Origin of the sequence: Ornithinibacillus xuwenensis (assembly GCF_039614845.1) — a bacterium.
GTDB lineage: Bacteria > Bacillota > Bacilli > Bacillales > Amphibacillaceae > Ornithinibacillus > Ornithinibacillus xuwenensis.
Map to the genome: position 1 here is coordinate 189,080 of NZ_JBDIML010000002.1, position 18,767 is coordinate 207,846.

General features: G+C 37.9%; 20 protein-coding genes and 1 pseudogene. 18 read left to right on the forward strand and 3 right to left on the reverse strand.

Features of this window, described 5'->3' with window-relative positions; all coding sequences use genetic code 11:
• Nucleotides 1-81 precede the first annotated feature (81 nt).
• Entirely contained in the window at nt 82-1,632 is a 1,551-nt protein-coding gene (locus tag ABC228_RS06770; RefSeq protein ID WP_345824349.1) for an AHH domain-containing protein, read from the forward strand.
• Nucleotides 1,629-2,195, forward strand: a complete 567-nt coding sequence (locus ABC228_RS06775; RefSeq protein WP_345824350.1) for an imm11 family protein — start codon at nt 1,629-1,631, stop codon at nt 2,193-2,195. Before ABC228_RS06770 ends, ABC228_RS06775 begins: the two co-directional genes overlap by 4 nt.
• A gap of 318 nt (nt 2,196-2,513) precedes the next feature.
• Here the strand turns inward: ABC228_RS06775 and ABC228_RS06780 are convergent, their stop codons facing one another.
• The gene (locus ABC228_RS06780) at nt 2,514-2,714 is read right to left on the reverse strand and encodes a helix-turn-helix domain-containing protein (protein WP_026089141.1); all 201 of its coding nucleotides are present in this window, start codon (nt 2,712-2,714) and stop codon (nt 2,514-2,516) included.
• Between the two features lie 164 nt (nt 2,715-2,878).
• Between ABC228_RS06780 and ABC228_RS06785 the strand changes: the two are divergent.
• From ABC228_RS06785 to nagE, 11 genes and pseudogenes are all read left to right on the forward strand, one after another.
• Nucleotides 2,879-3,073: pseudogene (locus tag ABC228_RS06785) on the forward strand (recombinase family protein); the annotation flags it as partial.
• Nucleotides 3,074-3,373: 300 nt separating this feature from the next.
• Nucleotides 3,374-4,261, forward strand: a complete 888-nt coding sequence (locus tag ABC228_RS06790) for a TNT domain-containing protein (RefSeq protein ID WP_345824351.1) — start codon at nt 3,374-3,376, stop codon at nt 4,259-4,261.
• 13 nt (nt 4,262-4,274) lie between these two features.
• Nucleotides 4,275-4,883, forward strand: coding sequence for a hypothetical protein (locus ABC228_RS06795; RefSeq protein WP_345824352.1), 609 nt, complete (start codon nt 4,275-4,277; stop codon nt 4,881-4,883).
• 364 nt (nt 4,884-5,247) lie between these two features.
• A complete protein-coding gene (locus ABC228_RS06800; protein ID WP_345824353.1) occupies nt 5,248-5,634 on the forward strand; it encodes an AHH domain-containing protein in 387 nt (128 codons plus the stop codon).
• Entirely contained in the window at nt 5,627-6,136 is a 510-nt protein-coding gene (locus ABC228_RS06805) for an ankyrin repeat domain-containing protein (protein WP_345824354.1), read from the forward strand. The genes ABC228_RS06800 and ABC228_RS06805 overlap by 8 nt, the downstream gene beginning before the upstream one ends.
• 371 nt (nt 6,137-6,507) lie before the next feature.
• Nucleotides 6,508-6,675 (forward strand): hypothetical protein, encoded by a 168-nt coding sequence (locus ABC228_RS06810; protein WP_345824355.1) that lies wholly within the window; start codon nt 6,508-6,510, stop codon nt 6,673-6,675.
• The gene (locus tag ABC228_RS06815) at nt 6,675-7,316 is read left to right on the forward strand and encodes a hypothetical protein (protein WP_345824356.1); all 642 of its coding nucleotides are present in this window, start codon (nt 6,675-6,677) and stop codon (nt 7,314-7,316) included. The genes ABC228_RS06810 and ABC228_RS06815 overlap by 1 nt, the downstream gene beginning before the upstream one ends.
• A gap of 5 nt (nt 7,317-7,321) precedes the next feature.
• A complete protein-coding gene (locus ABC228_RS06820; protein ID WP_345824357.1) occupies nt 7,322-7,705 on the forward strand; it encodes an immunity 22 family protein in 384 nt (127 codons plus the stop codon).
• 486 nt (nt 7,706-8,191) lie between these two features.
• Nucleotides 8,192-8,674, forward strand: coding sequence for a PTS sugar transporter subunit IIA (locus ABC228_RS06825; RefSeq protein ID WP_345824358.1), 483 nt, complete (start codon nt 8,192-8,194; stop codon nt 8,672-8,674).
• A 23-nt stretch (nt 8,675-8,697) separates the two neighbouring features.
• Nucleotides 8,698-9,426, forward strand: coding sequence for an SIS domain-containing protein (locus ABC228_RS06830; protein WP_345824839.1), 729 nt, complete (start codon nt 8,698-8,700; stop codon nt 9,424-9,426).
• A 151-nt stretch (nt 9,427-9,577) separates the two neighbouring features.
• On the forward strand, nt 9,578-11,029 hold the full coding sequence (gene nagE, locus ABC228_RS06835) for an N-acetylglucosamine-specific PTS transporter subunit IIBC (RefSeq protein ID WP_345824359.1): 1,452 nt from the start codon (nt 9,578-9,580) through the stop codon (nt 11,027-11,029).
• Nucleotides 11,030-11,097: 68 nt separating this feature from the next.
• Here nagE and ABC228_RS06840 read toward each other — a convergent pair whose 3' ends face one another.
• Complete coding sequence (locus ABC228_RS06840) at nt 11,098-11,829, reverse strand: GntR family transcriptional regulator (protein ID WP_345824360.1); 732 nt, start codon at nt 11,827-11,829, stop codon at nt 11,098-11,100.
• 121 nt (nt 11,830-11,950) lie between these two features.
• Between ABC228_RS06840 and nagA the strand changes: the two genes are divergently transcribed.
• The 5 genes from nagA to ABC228_RS06865 all read left to right on the forward strand — a co-directional run bounded on the left by nagA (nt 11,951) and on the right by ABC228_RS06865 (nt 18,408).
• Entirely contained in the window at nt 11,951-13,120 is a 1,170-nt protein-coding gene (gene nagA, locus ABC228_RS06845; RefSeq protein WP_345824361.1) for an N-acetylglucosamine-6-phosphate deacetylase, read from the forward strand.
• Between the two features lie 5 nt (nt 13,121-13,125).
• Nucleotides 13,126-13,851 (forward strand): glucosamine-6-phosphate deaminase, encoded by a 726-nt coding sequence (nagB, locus tag ABC228_RS06850; protein ID WP_345824362.1) that lies wholly within the window; start codon nt 13,126-13,128, stop codon nt 13,849-13,851.
• Nucleotides 13,852-13,991: 140 nt separating this feature from the next.
• Entirely contained in the window at nt 13,992-15,014 is a 1,023-nt protein-coding gene (locus tag ABC228_RS06855) for an asparaginase (RefSeq protein WP_345824363.1), read from the forward strand.
• Between the two features lie 26 nt (nt 15,015-15,040).
• Entirely contained in the window at nt 15,041-15,673 is a 633-nt protein-coding gene (locus ABC228_RS06860) for a copper homeostasis protein CutC (protein ID WP_345824364.1), read from the forward strand.
• 341 nt (nt 15,674-16,014) lie between these two features.
• Nucleotides 16,015-18,408, forward strand: a complete 2,394-nt coding sequence (locus tag ABC228_RS06865; RefSeq protein WP_345824365.1) for a penicillin acylase family protein — start codon at nt 16,015-16,017, stop codon at nt 18,406-18,408.
• 84 nt (nt 18,409-18,492) lie between these two features.
• Here ABC228_RS06865 and ABC228_RS06870 read toward each other — a convergent pair whose 3' ends face one another.
• Nucleotides 18,493-18,687, reverse strand: coding sequence for a hypothetical protein (locus ABC228_RS06870; protein ID WP_345824366.1), 195 nt, complete (start codon nt 18,685-18,687; stop codon nt 18,493-18,495).
• Nucleotides 18,688-18,767 lie beyond the last annotated feature (80 nt).

Sequence of the window (18,767 nt, forward strand, 5' to 3'; positions counted from 1 at the left end):
AGAAAGTCAACCAAGCTAGATACGTAGATTTATAACAGGTAGCTATGTAGATTAATTATTTCATATGTGGAGGTCTGATAAATGGATGTAAGATACATCCCGGCAGATTGGGAGAAGATGAAATCAAGCATAGGTGATCTAATTGGAATAGGTCCCTATGGAAAAGAAATAATTGATGATTTAAAGGATATTACGGAAAACCTGGAAGATGCACAATCTGATATTGAAAAGTATGATAGTGACGGCGTAATCTCCTTCAGTCATAAAGATCGGGAAAACACCTATCAAGCCTTATTTGAAGACTTCAAGGTATTACATAAATTCACAGGAAAAGTAGGTGATATTGTAGAACGTGTCATTGACGAACCATTCTACGAGGATATCGATGCTTTCGTCGAAGCGATGCGTAATGCTACAATATCGATTTACACAACCGAGAATCGAATTGGGGCGACAGAAGAACAAACCATTCAATATGGTTATGGTGGTGCAGGATCACGACAGACTCGAAAGATTCCGAAAACAGAAGTCAGCTTAGATGATTTATTAAGCGGTGATAATTATTATGCCGAAGAGCTGAAAATCCAATACGATATGTGGAAAGCAGAGAATCCTGATCAAGACTTCTCGCAGGAAGAGTTTCGGATGGCCGCTGTCAACATGCGCGCATTTGAATATGAATCGATTAAGGATCAGCAAATCATGAAAGAATTCTGGGTGAGTCTTGCTACATTAGTGGTTATTGCGGGAGTATCGCTTGTTTGTCCGCTAGCTGGAGTTGCGTTGGGTACGACCATTGCAGGATTAGAGGCCAAAACTTCGATCACTGGGAAGGACTGGATTTCTGACCGTGAAGTAGGTACTGGGGAACGCGTTACTCGAGGTTTATTCGCTTTCTTAGATATTGTCCCAGGTGTTGCAGTCATTAAGCGATTCAGTAATGCAGTTCGATTGGCCGATCGAACAGCTAGTCTGGGGCAGATGGGCTTAAAAGCAGGTGTGAAAACCAGTATACAACAGGAAATGAAGCATGTAGGAGATATGGTAGTAGCTGCAGGAAAACAAACAGAAGCTCGTTTGCGTAATGCAGGAGGCGCAATAAAGGACGCAAGTAGGGTAGTGAAAGGTAGACTAGCAAATGGTGCCGTAGCTGCTGGAAAAGCAGTTGATTCGGTCGTTACCTCGGCAAAAAATATCCCCACCACTCGTAAGGTCATGGCAATTGATGACATCGGAAACGTGCATATACCAGCAGAAAATACACACTATTTTGCGAATAAAATTAGTGATATGATGGGTGTATCAGATGACGTGGTTGGTGTTAAGGGTACTACTAAACCTTTACAAAAACACCACTATGCAACAAATAAAAGTAAGAAATATACTCCTCAAATGGAGAATATAACAAAAAAGTATGGTTTAGATTTAGATGATGAATGGAATAAGGAATTATTACCTCATCAAGGGAGACATCCAAATGCATACCATGATTATGTATTAGATAAACTGAGTACCTATGATAGATTAGCTAAAGGAGATAGGGAGAAATTTCTTAAATTGTATGAAGGGTTAAAGCAGGAAGTAAGGGATAATCCAGATATGCTTTATAAAGAGTATTGGAGGTCAAAATGAAATATTTTAAACTAATTTTAGATGACAGCAACGATAATGATGTAGTTGTTCGTTGTGAGGATACACATGGATTTGAGCAGTATGAGTTAAAGGAAGGGAATTTTTTAGAGAATTGGAATGACAATATCACTTTTTATTTTAATCTACATGATGGAAATAGATTTACTGACTATTTAGCAAATAATTTAGGCTGGTTCATTGTATCAAAAAAGTTTAAGGATTTAATAAAAAAAATTGAAGAAGATGTCCAATTTCTACCTGTAAATGTTGTTGATTTTGAAAGTAAATATAAAATAGAGAATGATGAATATTTTGTTGCAAATGTATTAGGGATAGTTGACGCATTAAACCTAGAAAACTCTGATTATAGTGTTATGGATTTAGACGGTGAAAAAATATATTCGGTAAGAAAATATGCAGTATCAGAAGACAAAATTAATAACAAAAATTTATTCAAATTAAAGGGAGATGAAATTCCATTATTCGTGTCAGAAACTTTTAAGCAATTAGTTGAAGAAAGTAATATTACTGGTTGTGAATTTCTAGAAATAAGAAATATCTAATAATTTTTCAGGAAACCTTAGAGGGATAACCTTTAAGGTTTCTTTTTGTGGGGGCTACCCAGTGCCGAATAAACTCCTTTTAATTTTGAGAATAGAGATAACACTTGTAAGCACTATATGATTTTTTAACAAATTCATTAGTACGTACAATATCTTTAAAACGTATGCCCTATCTACTCTTTATTTTATTAAGCAAATAACCATAATATCATCAGTTACCACCATTTCTATTCTCCAAAGCTATACCTTCGCTTTCTCCCAGCAAATTAAATTTTTTAGCAACTTTTACGTACATAGAACGATTACTAGAACAAGAGGCTACTCCACCTCAATTAACTCCTGAATGTCGATGTCTAACACTTTGCATACCGTTTCTAATGTTGATAGATAAACCCTGTCCACATTGTCTGAACAAAGATGACTTATTGTATTTGGTCGCAACCCTGTCATTCGTGCTAATTCACGTTGAGATAGGTCACGTTCTTTAAGAATTTCCTTTAGCTTAATTGATATAGGCATGATAATTCCCTTCCTCTTTTCATGTTACTTTTACGATACACAATAATTTTGTATCGGTAAAGGGGTTGATTGTATCGCTAAAGCCGCATACAATGAATTTATATTAAATATAGTGGCTAAGCGTTACGTTAATCTCAATTAGAGTAACGGAGGGGGAAAATACCATGAAAGTTATCGGATATATTCGAGTATCCACACAAGGACAAGCAAGGGATGGATACAGCCTTGCATACCAAGAAGATGAAATCAAAGCATATTGTCAGGCTCAAGGATATACGCTTTTACGCTTGTTTAAAGACGAGGGTATCAGTGGGGCTAAGGTAGACGAAGAAGCATTAGAAGTGGATAGAATAGGCTTTTAGCTACTAACAGCAAACTTTGAAATTTCGCTTGGCTAGAAACCAAAATTGTATACGTTATTACAAAATCGCAGAGGTTATGATGTGCTCCCCTTGTGGTAGACAGTTAAAATAAAAAACTGTTTACTCCAAGGAGGAGCATTTTTATGGCCCAAAAATTAAAAATTTCAAGATTAGAAAAGATTACTACTACCTATAAACTACTAGATATAAATTTACAATAAGAATGACAAAGCTCGCGGCGATAAAGTAATAGAGAATTCAAATTCTGCCATTAAGCGATTCAGTAATGCAGTTCGATTGGCCGATCGAACAGCTAGTCTGGGGCAGATGGGCTTAAAAGCAGGTGTGAAAACCAGTATACAACAGGAAATGAAGCATGTAGGAGATATGGTAGTAGCTGCAGGAAAACAAACAGAAGCTCGTTTGCGTAATGCAGGAGGCGCAATAAAGGACGCAAGTAGGGTAGTGAAAGGTAGACTAGCAAATGGTGCCGTAGCTGCTGGAAAAGCAGTTGATTCGGTTATTACCTCAGCCAAAAACATCCCAACCACTCGTAAGGTCATGGCAATTGATGACATCGGAAATGTGCATATACCAGCAGAAAATACACACTATTTTGCGAATAAAATTAGTGATATGATGGGTGTATCAGATGACGTGGTTGGTGTTGGGGTTAAGGGTACTGGAAATATTGGTAAGGAAGCTAGTGAAGCTGGCAAAAATGTAGAGAACGTGAAAATCCCTGAAAATATGAAGAAATGGGATTATCCACCTAGTGACGAATTATTTAAGAAATATGAGAATGTATATAAGAATCCAAAATATTATGATCAAAAAACAGGACAAATTCAATGGCCACCTAATCATGGATTTGTTTCGGGAACTCAAAACGTGGAAATATTACAACCTGGAACCAGATTAGATAGATATGGTAAACCGAAAGGTTCCTTTTTATCTCCTGAAAGCGATTCGTTCCCAAGTAGAGCTTTGGCTCTGCATAGTGAACAAGCGCCTTATTATGTTTATGAAGTTATTGATGACTTCGAAGTAACTTCAGGGAAAATCGCTCCTTGGTTTGATCAGCCAGGTGGAGGGACACAAATTATTAAATATAAATCTAATGGTCGACCATACTCTATAGAAGAATTAATAGAGCTTGAAGTTATTAAACAAATATACCCATAATGGAGTGTGAAATATGGACTTAATTGGTATATACAATTTAATTGAAACCGAATTTAAAGTGATTAAAGGGGAAAAAAATATTATTTATGTTGCACCAGTAAGTGGAGAAGATTATCCTGAAAATATTGTTAAGTTATCGTTCAATGAAGTAAATAATCAGTATGAACTTTTTGAAGTTGTTAGAGGAAAAGAATACAAAGTAGATGTATTTTCAGATAAATATAAATCAGCAGTGGCTTTATATGTTTTTTCGAAAAGTAAGTTAGAGGTAAGAAAATATGATGAAAATGTTCAAAATGAGATTAAAAATGCAACATCATTAAGTAATATTCAAAGGGTATTCAAAACTTTTTCAGATGAACAGTATTATTCTTTCTATGCACTTAAGCCAGATAGAATAATTTTAGAAAAAAGCACAAATGATAGATATAATGTTTTATTTTTAGGAAAAGGTGATTCTAAGATTTATATAGATAAATCTAGAAAGTTAAATAGTGCCGCGGGTGTTCTATATAATTTTTCTTTTAAACTAAGCCAATTTTATGATCTGATTAATGTAATTGAAGTAAAGACGGATTCTGATTTTATAGATACTCTAAAAGAATTATATCTTTTGGGTTGAAAAAGCAGGTTGTTGCCTTTTCATAGATAGAGCCAGCCCTGAGAGAGCTAGTAAGGGTAAAACATATTCTATTGAAAATTCCTTAGATGAAATGAATGCTTTGGAAAGGTATTTTCGATGTTTTAGACACGAATAGGATAAACACTGGTTTTTAAAAAGAGTTGTAGAAACTATTTTCATACAGTAATATTACGTTATACAGGTCAATTATAGTCAGATAACCACTATGATTGGCCTGTTTTTTGTTTTAGAAAGAAAAGCGGGAAGCGTAGAATAGTTTTAGAAATATATTAAGGGTACGGGTAATACTGTTAATGATTATATTGATGATATAATTGTGAATGGGAATGTTGATGTAACTACGATGAATAAGCTTAAGAATGCTGTTCAGAATAATACTTTTAGTGTAGAAGAGTTATCTGAGCTTAGAAAAAAGATGTCTGAATTAGGCACTAGTAAAGAATATGATGAAGCATTAATTAAAATGGATTTTGGTAAGTATCTCAGAGGATTAATAGGTGATCCACCTACAGCTATGATTGATCCACATGCACATCATATATTATTTAAAAAGGGTTTAGGTGAGGCTCAACAAAAACTCGTTCAAGAAGGTCAAGAAATATTAAGAAAATATGGTATTGACCCAGTAATTGGTAAAGAAAATCTAGTTTGGGCACCAAATAGAGTCGCCGGACAACATAGTATTGCAGCTCTAGAAAATAGAGGTGAAAGGAGAATTTATTATGGATAAGGCTCAATATGCTAAAGATATTAGAAGTGCCATAAAAAATGGGCAAACGGATACTGTAAAAGATTTACTTGAAAAAGAACCAGACATGTTAACATGGATGACACCTTTTGGTACATGGTTACATGTAGCTTCAGCACATGGACATTTAGAGATAGTAGAATATCTTATTAATGCTGGATTAGATATTAATGTAAAAGGTGGAACTTTTTCTACAAATGCTCTTGAACGAGCGACTGCAAAAGGACATTTAGATATTGCTAAATATCTAATTAGTAAGAATGTGGAATTTGATATTAGTGAACCAGATAGAAATCCTCTATTTGCTGCAATATATGGTGGACATTTAGAGATTGTTAAATTGTTAGTTGAGAGTAATATTGATATATCTATAAAATACTCTGGTGAAACCATGAAAGATATGGATGCCTATGCATTTGCCGTAGAAAGAGGACAAACGGAAATTGCTGAATATTTAAAGCAAGAAATGAACGGAAATGAATAATAAAGAGTTCTTTAAAAGAGTCTGAAATCAAGTAATTTATAATCTCACTTTTCTAAGTTAATTAACAAACTATGTAGCACTTGTTTGTCTTTTAGGCAACAAGTGCTGTTTTTATAAAGTTGTGTACTTTAGTCAACATAAAAAAGACAGTATGAATTTCATAACTCATGATGGTTATACCATCAAGGCATTATGTTTTAATACTTGGTTTGTGAAAATAAGTACAATAATTAGGCGAGATGACATTTTATATGGCAGGGGTAGTTATGACAGGGAATGGCTAAAAAACTAACGAGAATGACAAAGCTCGCGGCGATAAAGTAATAGAGAATTCAAATTCTGCCATTAAGCGATTCAGTAATGCAGTTCGATTGGCCGATCGAACAGCTAGTCTGGGGCAGATGGGCTTGAAAGCAGGTGTGAAAAGCAGTATACAACAAGAAATGAAGCATGTAGGAGATATGGTAGTAGCTGCAGGAAAACAAACAGAAGCTCGTTTGCGTAATGCAGGAGGCGCAATAAAGGACGCAAGTAGGTAGTGAAAGGTAGACTAGCAAATGGTGCCGTAGCTGCTGGAAAAGCAGTTGATTCGGTCATTACCTCAGCAAAAAACATCCCTTCCACTCGTAAGGTCATGGCAATTGATGACATCGGAAACGTGCATATACCAGCAGAAAATACACACTATTTTGCGAATAAAATTAGTGATATGATGGGTGTATCAGATGACGTGGTTGGTGTTGGGGTTAAGGTTACGGGTAAGGATATGCAGATTCCTTCAGTTAGAAATAACGAATTTAATAAGTGGTTTGATAATTTATCAGTTGATAAATTTGAGGAAATGTGGAGTGTTCCACATTTGAGAAGTAAGATTGAAGATAGGATAAGACGTCCAGGGGGATACCATGAATGGCACCTTGTAGCAAGAACACCTAAATTTAAGCAGTGGGGTGTAAGCATGGATGATATAAAAGACATGAGGACCCTAACTAAAGATGTTGAATTTGTAAATCCTCCCGGACGTCATGGGAGACGTGGCTCTACAAAAGCACATAATGAGATTTTAAAAATAATTGATTCTGCACCTGATTATGAAAGCTTTGTTAGAGAGTTAAATGAATGGGCTAGTAAAAGAATGAAAAATGGAGTTCTGGATTTACCAGAAGGTCTAAGGAGGTAAAAACATTGAAAAATGATGTTTCTTTGTGGTTGGGAAACTTCAGCAATTTTGATGAGGTCGAAAAATACACTGAAATAGTTTATGATGAAGATGGAGATAGTATTCCTTCTGTTTTTGAGAGAGAATTTAAATTGGGTTATTATGATAGAGACTTAATTGAAAAGGATTGGGTACAGGATACTGAAGATGATATAAAAGAGCTTCTAGTGGATTTTTCATATGATGATCAGTTAATAAAGCAGTTTATCGATGTTAAGTTAAACTCTAAATATAATACCATTATTTTAATTTATAATTATAATTATTATAAAGGTGGAAGGCCTGTATCTTCAGTAAATAAAAATGCATACAAATTAGATTTTATAGGTACAGCAGAGTATATAGACTAAATTGTTCCAGTATAGAGTAGGGCACTTGATTGTCAAAAAGGCAACGGGTGCTTTTGTTTTTGTTATAAAGTTATACTCTGAATGACATTGATGATGCTTAATGGAAATTCATAACTCATGAAGTATTGTTTTAACACTTTGAGGAACGGAATAAGAACGAAAAATAGGCGAGATGACATTTTTCATGGCAGGGGTAGTTATGACATGGCATAGCTTACAAAATAACAAGAATGACAAAGTCCCTGGCCTAAACAATAGTAACGTAAAAAGATGTTCATTCTTTGTTTTGGCTAAATAAACTTTATGCTGTATTTTCACTAAAGACGGTCGTAAAATACTCGCTATTCGTTTGTAAAGCATCACATAAATTCTTCGTCACCTTAAACGATAAATAAAGTTAATCCCCCAACTCACATCCTCCAAATTGCACTCCCAAACCAACAGTGATACCATAGCATTGAAATAACTAGTGAAAGGAATCTGACAATGCTAAAATCCTTATTTAAGAAAAAAGAAGAAAAAATCTATGCACCCATTAACGGTAAAATCGTTAAGCTAGAGGATGTTCCAGATCCAGTATTTAGTCAAAAAATGATGGGTGAGGGAATGGCAATTCAACCTGAGGAAGGGAAAGTATTATCGCCAGTCGATGGGAAAATTGTACAGCTAATGGATTCGAAGCATGCCATTGGTATTGAAGATAATCATGGAAATGAAATACTGATTCATATTGGCTTAGAAACAGTGGAATTAAAAGGAGAGGGATTCCAACCTCATATTCAAGTAGGAGATACGGTTTCGGTTGGACAACTTCTAATGGAATTTGACGTGGCTCATATTGAAGCCAATGCGAAAAGTAGTGTGACGCCGATTGTGATTACCAATAGCGGAACTAGTGGAAAGTCCTTCACTTTTACAAGCGAACAGCAAGCCACTGCTGGGGAAACAGTCATCATTGAGGCAAAATAATAAATCAGAAGGAGTCATACATGATGATTCGAAATTATTTTCAAGAAATAAACCAATTGCTTCACACGGTAGAAGAACAAGAAACGGGGACAATTAACCAAGCAGCAAGCAAGATTGCGGAATCCATTCAAGCGGGTGGTATTATCCATGTCTTTGGTTGTGGTCATTCTCATATGCTGGCAGAAGAAGTGTTTTACCGTGCTGGGGGATTAGTACCGATCAATCCAATTTTTCATGAACCGCTCATGCTTCATGAACATGCAAGAAAATCGTCCGAACTAGAACGAAAAGTAGATTATGCGCAAGGCTTTATGAATGATCAAGATATCAGTGCTAATGATGTTCTCATTGTTGTGTCAACTTCTGGGAGAAATCCGGTACCAATCGATGCTGTGGATTTCGCGAAAGAAAAAGGCGCATTTGTGATAAGCATTTCTTCTAAAATCTATGCACAGCAGCAAACCTCTAGACATCCAAGTGGGAGATTCTTACATGAAGCGGCTGATGTAGCAATTGACAATCATATACCAGTTGGTGATGCCCTATTGGCGGATGAGCGGGTTGCGATTAAATTTGCGCCGGGATCTTCCGTAATTGGTACAGCCATTGTAAATAGCATGCTGGCACAATCTATTTCCCTAATGGCAGCTAATGGCTATGAACCACCTATCTTATTAAGTGGAAATGTGGACGGGGCAGATGACCATAATGAATTACTGATTAAAAAATATCAAAATCGAATTAAACTGTAATATTTTTTTCGATTAAGTGGTATAGACAACTATATTAGTCGATGCTATAATCAAAACAAGATAATCGTTTGAATGCGTTTTCAAACGGTTCTTGCAATTATTGTTTTAAATTGTACAAACTAAACATAATTAAAGAGGAGGTTTTTTTACCATGATGAAGTATTTACAAAATCTTGGTAAGTCCCTAATGTTACCGGTTGCGGTATTGCCTGCTGCTGCCCTGTTAATGGGTATCGGGTATGCAATCGACCATGAGGGTTGGGGTTCTGGAAACCCAGTTGCTGCCTTTTTCATAGGGGCAGGTCAATCGATTTTAGACTTTATTCCAATTCTATTTGCGGTTGGGGTTGCAATTGGTATGACGAAGGCAAAGGATGGCCCAGCAGCATTAAGTGGTCTAGTGGGTTACCTTGTTATCACGAAGTTACTTTCAACGGGTTCTGTTGCGAATTTAAAACAAATTCCAGTGGAAGAAGTTAATATTGCCTTTGAGGGTATTCAAAATGTCTTTATAGGTATTCTTGCTGGTTGTATTTCTGCGGTACTATACAATCGTTTCAGTCATGTGAAGCTGCCAGATGCGTTAGCATTCTTTAGTGGTAAACGTTTAGTTCCAATTTTAACCGCTTTTGTGATGCTAATTGTATCCATGGTGATGCTATTTATTTGGCCAGTTGTCTATTCAGGACTAATTTCATTCGGTGAAGCGATTAGTGAATTAGGTGCAACGGGTGCAGGGTTATATGGATTCTTTAACCGTCTATTAATTCCAACAGGACTACACCATGCATTAAACAACGTATTCTGGTTTGATGTAGCAGGAATTAATGATATCGGTAACTTCTGGGCAAGTGAAGGTGTGAAAGGGATAACAGGAAGGTATCAAGCTGGATTCTTCCCAATCATGATGTTTGGTTTACCAGCAGCTGCACTTGCAATGTATCATACAGCGAAAACAAAGCGTAAAAAGCAAGCGGCATCCTTACTACTCGCTGGTGGTATTGCAGCGTTCTTAACAGGGGTAACAGAACCACTTGAATTCTCATTCATGTTCTTAGCTCCAGTACTATATTTAGTGCATGCTGTGTTAACGGGTATTTCCTTATTTATTGCAGCATTATTTGAGTGGACAGCTGGATTCGGATTTAGTGCCGGTCTAATTGACTTTGTATTAAGCTCACAGCTACCATTAGCAAATCAACCATTTATGTTAATTGTTCAAGGGTTAGTATTTGCAGTAATTTACTATGTTATCTTCCGCTTCCTAATTGTGAAGTTCAACTTCAAGACTCCTGGACGTGAAGATGATGATGTTGAAACAAATGAAGAAATCGCACAAGCGGGTTCAAAGGATCGTTTTGGAATGATGGCGGAAACGATTTATGCAGGACTTGGTGGCGATAGCAACGTTATTTCCATTGATAACTGTGCAACACGTCTTCGTGTCGAAGTAAAAGATATGGACGTCGTTGATCAAAAAAAAATCAAAACAACAGGTGTTCCAGGAATTAATGTGGTAGGAAAACATAATATCCAAGTAATTGTTGGGACTCAGGTTCAAGCAGTAGCAGATGAAATGAAAAATATCCGTAAAGAGGATTAAGGTAGAGAAAAGGCTAGTATGCATCGATGGATACTAGCCTTCTTCTTGGGGAAAAATAGAAATAAAGTTTAATCACGTTTCATTTTCATTTTGAATTTATATTTATCTGCACGATAAGCAGAGGTTGCAAATTCAATCGGTGTTTGGTCTTTGTTTTGTAAAAAAGAAGTACGCTGCATAACTAAGACAGGGCTATCCTTTGGAATGTTTAAGTGCTTTACTTCCTCGTCGCTAGCAGGTGCAGCTTCAATGGTTTGATAGCCAAATCCAATCTTATGATGTAGCTTTTTCTCCACATAGTCATAAAAGGAATCGGAGAAATCTAGATAATTCATATCACCAACGAGCTTTTGTGGAGAATAAACAGTTTCTACAGCAACTGGTTCATCATCCGCTAAACGAACCCGTTTAATCCTGCAAACTATGTCTGTTGGAGCGATTGAAAGAATGGAAGCAAGCTGTTCATTTGCTTGGATAAATTCAAAGCTAATTAAATTGCTGGAAGGGGTTAGACCGCGGTTCCGCATATCTTCACTGAAGCTTGTCAGACCGGATAAATCCTGTTCAAATTTCTTATCAGCAACATATGTACCTTTTCCTTTTTGACGATAAATAAGTCCTTCTTTTACTAAATTATTGATAGCTTGCCGAACAGTCATACGACTGATCGCATATTTCTCGGCAAATTCGCGCTCAGAAGGTAAAAGATCTCCAGGTTTTAATTGTTTTGTGTGAATCATACTTTTTATTTCTTCTTCTAATTGGTAATATATAGGTATAGGAGATTGTTTATCAATCAAGGAAAAACCTCCTTTTTGCGAAATTAAGATAATATAAAGTTTATCAAAAGAATGAAAGCCTGTACACATATAAACTGGTATAGACAACTATACTTATAGGAAATCGAGAGGATGAACAGCAATGAATACGCAAAGTATCGTCATTAACAATGCAAAAGTATTCGCAGAAGATAAAACGATTCATCATGGTTCTGTATGGATTGAAAATGGAAAAATTAAAGCGATATCGGAACAACGTATGGAACATGCTGGTGACCATGTTCAAGTAATCGATGGGACGAATCTTAATTTAATTCCAGGATTCATTGATGCACATATTCACGGAGCAAATGGTGCGGATGTGATGGATGCAACGGAAAAAGCATTGGATGATATGGCTATCCTTCTGCCTCAGGAGGGTACCACTAGCTTTTTGGCTACCACTATTACCCAATCACCTGAAAACATTGAAAAAGCACTTGAAAATGCTGCAAGCTACCGGAATAAACCTGGTTATGCAGAAATGATTGGGATTCATTTAGAAGGACCGTTTGTGAACAAAGTCAAAGCAGGAGCACAGCCTGTCCAATACATTACAAAGCCAGATTTAGCACAATTTAATAAATGGCAACAGCTTTCTGGTAACCAAATTCGTACGATTACCATGGCACCAGAATTTGATGAAGACGGTACATTTATCAAAGCATTAAATGAAGCTGGTATAAATATTTCAGCAGGGCATACGGATGCTGGGTTTGCTGAAATCAAAAAAGCAGTGGAACAAGGCGTTCATCAACTAACACATTTATGTAATGCAATGAACGGGATTCACCATCGAGATATTGGTGCAGTTGGAGCGGCATTTCAACTAGAGGATTTACATGCGGAGCTCATTGCAGATGGAATTCATGTTGCACCCGATATGCTAGCACTTATTTATCGGAATGTTGGCAGTGATCGACTTATCTTAATTACCGATGCGATGCGTGCAAAAGGTTTACCTGCAGGTGATTATGAGCTTGGCGGACAGCCTGTAACAGTTACGGAGGATCGTGCAGTTCTGGAGGATGGCACGTTAGCCGGAAGTATTGTAAAGATGCGAGACGGTGCTGTAAATATGCTAGAAATTGACGGTGTGACACTCGCCGATATTGTAAAAATGGCTTCCAGTAATCCTGCTAAGCAGGTCGGTGTATATGACCGTAAAGGAAGCATTGCGATTGGCAAGGACGCTGACCTTTTACTTGTCGATGACCAGTTAAACATCACATACACCATTTGTCGTGGAGAAATTGCATTTAAAGGAGAGTAGCACACATGGAATTCATTAAAGTAAAGAACTATCAAGAGATGAGTGATCAAGCATGCAATATCATGATAGACAAAATCAATCAAATTGAGCAGCCTGTACTTGGATTGGCAACGGGATCAACTCCAGAGGGCTTGTATCAAAACCTCATCGAGAAGTATAACCAAGGGCAGGTTTCCTTTAAACATGTCACGACATTCAACCTCGATGAGTATGTAGGATTGGACAGAGAAGATGTGAATAGCTATTATCGCTACATGAAGGAGAAGCTATTTAATCATATCGATATTGCGATGGAACGTGTTCATTTGCCAAATGGTACGGCACACGATCTGGAGGCAGAATGCCAACATTATGAAAAACAAATTCAACAGGCAGGAAAGATTGATTTGCAGATTTTAGGTATGGGTATTAATGGTCATATTGGCTTTAATGAGCCAGGAACATCATTTCATAGTAGCACACATATTGTGGACTTAGCACCATCTACTAGAGAGGCAAACTCAAGATTTTTCCCATCAATTGATGATGTACCAACACAAGCACTTACAATGGGAATTGAAACCATTATGGAAAGCAAAGAAGTACTACTGTTGGTTTCTGGAAAACAAAAGGCTGAAGCGATCGCCCGTTTAGCTGAAGGGGAAATATCCGAAGACTTCCCAGCTTCCATTTTACGTAATCATCCAAATGTAACTGTCATTGTGGATGAAGGTGCCATGGCGAAGCTATAAAGGATCGGGGAGCTTGAATCGTTTGTAAAGGATTCAGGCTTTTTTTGTATCCATTACATGAAGGAAAAAATACTAGCCTGCATTCTTATCTTTCGCTTATAGTAATGGTAAACAGAGATTCTATCGAAGGAGCTGTAAAAATGAAGTCGGTAACCTTAGTGGAAGAAACAAGAGCGGGTTTAGTAGAGAATGTCCATATTGGAATGATATGTGGCGTCAATGAGAAATTAGACAGTCTCTATCATGTGGGTGATGCTACACATCATACCTTTTACCGCTCCGCTGCAAAACCAATTCAAGCCTTGCCTGTGTTTTTATCCAATATCATTACGAAATATGGGTTGACGAATGAAGAGGTGACCTTATTTACAGCTTCACACCGAGGAGAGCCCTATCATATCGATGCGCTTGAATCGATGCTACAGAAGTTACCGGTCCGTGAAGAGGAATTATTCTGTCCGGCTGCTTATCCATTAAATCGCCAGCCTAAAGAAAAAATGCTCTGGGAAAATAAAGAAAAGAGAAGGCTATATCATAATTGTTCCGCAAAGCATATGGGGTTCATTGCTGTTTGCCGTGAGCTGGGCTATCCGGTAGAGGGATATTGGAAAATCGAACATCCACTTCAACAGCAGCTATTAGAGATTCTTTCCGTGCTTTCGGATGTGCCAGTATCACAGATTGAAATCGGCATGGATGGCTGTGGCGTGCCTGTTTTTGCAATTCCTTTAAAGAATATGGCACTAACCTATTTAAAGTTAGCCTGCCCAGCGTTAATAACGGATATCTCCATGCAAAAAGCTGTTAAACAAATGACTAGTCTGATGCATGAACACCCACGTATGGTAGCCTCCGACGACTTTATTTGTACGGAGTTGCTGAAAGATAAGAATATTGTTGCAAAGGGTGGCGCACAGGGAGTCTATTGCTTCGGTTTGAAAAATGAAAGAATTGGATTTGCGTTAAAGGTACTAAATGGCTCTGAGGATGTCTGGCCAGTAATAATAGCTAGTATTCTGGAGCAGATTAACTATGAAAACCATGAAACCATTGCTAGGTTACGAGCTTTGAAGCCTTCCATCATATGGAATGATGCAGGCGATAAGGTTGGGGAAATAGCTGAGCGATTCCGGTTAGTGGGAATGGAAGAGTCAACCTCGTAAATATTATAGACAGAAGGTGAATATTCATGCTAAAGGAAGCCTGTGTGGAGAACTTTACAGTGGTCCCTGCTGTTATTGACAGAGGGGCAGATCGTATTGAGCTATGTGATAACCTCGCAGTTGGTGGAACCACCGTAAGTCCAGGTGTCGCGACTGTTACGATAAACTACTGCCACCGTAAAAATGTGAAGGTCATGTCCATGATTCGACCAAGGGGTGGAGACTTCATTTATCGTCGTGAAGAATTAGAAATGATGAAACAGGATCTCATTTATCTAAAGCAATTAGGCACGGATGGTGTGGTGTTTGGTTGTTTAAATGATCGGAACTGGATTGATGAAGCGGCAATGCATTCCTTATTGGAACTGGCAGAGGGGCTCGCTATAACCTTCCACATGGCATTTGATCAAATTCCTTATGAAAAGCAGTTTCAAGCAATTGATTGGCTCGTGGAACATGGTGTCAATCGAATACTAACGCATGGAGGGCCCGCGAATACTAAGATTGAAGATAATGTAGCTAGAATTCAAGAGTATGTAGACTATGCTGCTGGTAGAATAATCATTCTTCCAGGTGGTGGCATTACAAATCAAAATCTAGAATCTATTACTAAGAACTTAACTGTTAGTGAAGTGCATGGGACAAGAGTAGTTGGTTAAGAACTAACTGTTTTTGTATTTAATAGTAGCTACTATTAGAATGGAGTTAACGATCATGAAAAAATGTCCACATCTAGTTCTATAGATGTGGATATTTTCTATGCTTCTATCACATTTAGACAACCTTTTCAGGAATCGTTTTTTTATTGATATTGGGGACACATCTTCCTGGTGATGGACTGCTATTTCAAAAAATATAGAGAAACCTTGTATAATAGACGCTTCTATAGCCGATTGGGCAAACTATTCATCTCGTTTCCCTTCCTTGACTTTACGGTAATACATGCTATGATTTTTTTATCTGAATTGATGTAAAATTCGGTTAAGGAGGGAGAAAGTAAATGGAAGAAATGCAGGAGATACCAATAACACCGAAAAAGAAAAAGCGAAGTAAAAAGAAGCTTTTACTAGGGATAGTTGGTGTTCTCGTAAGCCTAGGTATTGGTGCATTCTTTTTTGTAAACGGATACATAAATAAATCACTTCCACAGCTGGAGGGAACAATTGAGCTATCCATACTGCAGGATGAGGTGAAGGTTATTACCGATGAGAGTGGTGTCCCACATATTAAAGCGGAGAATCTCCATGATTTGTACATTGCGCAAGGCTACATCCAAGCACAGCAGCGTATGTTTCAGATGGAGCTTTCCAGAAGACAGGCATCTGGTACATTAAGTGAGGTTGTTGGGGAAAAGGCGGTTAATCAGGACAAGTATTTCCGGACGCTTGGACTTCGCCGTGCTGCTGAGAAATCCTATGACATCTATTCGGATGAATCGATTGAGGTTTTGGAGTTGTTTGCCTCTGGGGTTAATGCGTACATAAAGGATGCAAAGGCGAATAACAGTCTACCAATTGAATTTACATTATTGGGGTTTGAACCAAATGAATGGACGCCAATTGATTCCTTAACAATTGGAAAGTATATGGCATTTGACCTTGGAGGACACTGGGAACAGCAGGCATTTAATTATTACTTGCTAAACAACTTTGAAGAGGAAAAGGCATATGAATTATTTCCGACTTATCCGGAAAATAAACCAACCATTATTAAAGAAGGGGAGCTTGATATTGCGACAAGCTTCGAACACGCGGTCATACCGCATGCGTTTAATGGGAGTAATAACTGGGTGGTTAGTGGTGACAAAACCGAGTCAGGTATGCCTCTATTAGCGGATGATCCGCATCTTGGACTTGCAACGCCATCGATTTGGCTGCAGATGCATTTAGAAGCAGCTGATATGAACGTTAGTGGGGTTATTTTTGCTGGTGTTCCAGGAATTATTCTTGGGCATAACGAGAATATAGCCTGGGGCGTTACGAATACAGGGCCAGATGTACAGCAATTATATATTGAAAAACGAAATCCGGATAATGCGAATGAATTTCTATATGAGGAAGAATGGGAAGCGGCAACTGTTATTGATGAGCCGATTAAAGTAAAGGATGGCGAGACGATTGATTATCAAGTGGTCGAAACAAGACATGGTCCAGTTGTTTCCGAATTTGCCGAGGATACTGGAAAAGATACGGTACTTTCCTTGAGGTGGACTGCTCTTGATGCGACTACAGAGCTGGAAGCTATTCTAGAAATTAATCAGGCAAAAAACTGGGAGGAATTTGAGAAAGGGTTGGAGAAATTCCTTGCACCGGCACAGAACTTTGTTTTTGCCTCTACGGATGGCACGATTGCTTACAAAGCAAATGGAAAAATTCCAATCTATGAAAAGGCCGCGGATGCTTTAGTACCACTTCCGGGATGGGATAGTGCCTATGAGTGGAAGGGATTTATACCATATGATGAGTTGCCGAGAGTGGTCGATCCAGAGAAAGGCTTTATTGCTACCGCAAATAATAAGATCGCCCCAGACAGTTATCCCTATCATATTAGTAATGTTTGGGCACAGCCCTATCGCTATGAACGGATAGAGGAAGTTCTAGAATCCGGTGATGATTTTACTGCCAGTGACATGCAAGCATTACAGATGGATCAGACCGATCTGAGAGCTCGTGAATTTGTACCAATTTTTCAAGATGTATTAGCTGAGTCTGAACTTGGTGAAAAAGAAGCTGAAGCGATGGAATTGCTGACTGATTGGGATTATATTGCTGCAGAAGAGAAGCCGCAATCCTTAATTTTTGAGTATTGGATGATGGAAATCCAGGATATCTTCTATGAGGATGAGATTCCAGAAACGATGATGGAGCTTTTCCATATTCAAGGGCAAGCTGCAGAAAACCTATTACGTAAGGCTGCAAGTGGTGAAGAAACAATATGGATGCGTGAAAATGGTGGAATGGAAACGGTGTTGAAAACTTCTCTTGAAAATGCGATAAGCGAGTTGACCGAGGAATATGGGAATGATTTAACAGCTTGGGAATGGGGAGATTATCATCAGGTCCAATTTAATCATCCGTTATCGAGTGCTAGCCCATTTTTGGACTTGTTCTTTAATAAGGAAGACCCACTTCCTGTTGGGGGTAGTAGTGTAACACCGATGGCAGCTAGTTATGATGCTGAGACTGGTGAGGTCGACCATGGTGCATCCTGGCGATTTGTTATCGATACAAGTGATATGAATACAGGGTACCATATAGTTGGACCAGGTCAGGCTGGCCATTTCAAGAGTGAATGGTATCACGACCAAATGGACGATTGGGTGGAAGGTGATTATCATACAACTAGGCTAGATGAAACAGAGGGGCAGAAGCTAACACTCACTCCAGGAAAGTAGTAGATGATTGGGAGGTGCAAATTCACCTCCCATTTTTATGTGGCCTTCACCAAAGGATTAATAAACTCGCAATTAGCGAGTTTTTTAAAATAGGTTAGCCAGGATTTGTATAGCTTTATTTGTATCTTGTATTAATTGGGCAAACTGTTCCTTATTGTCAGTTTGTGATTGAACCTTCTCTTTTAAATGATCGATCGACTGTTGAATTGATTCAAAGATTGATTGGTTCTTGACCGTTCCCTCAATATTTTCATCCATTTTACTTGCGACAGTATGCATTTGCTCCTGTGTTTCTACATGTTTAGGGTCGTAGAAATATGCACAGCGGCAAAAAAACAGCCAGTTATCGTAACTGGCTG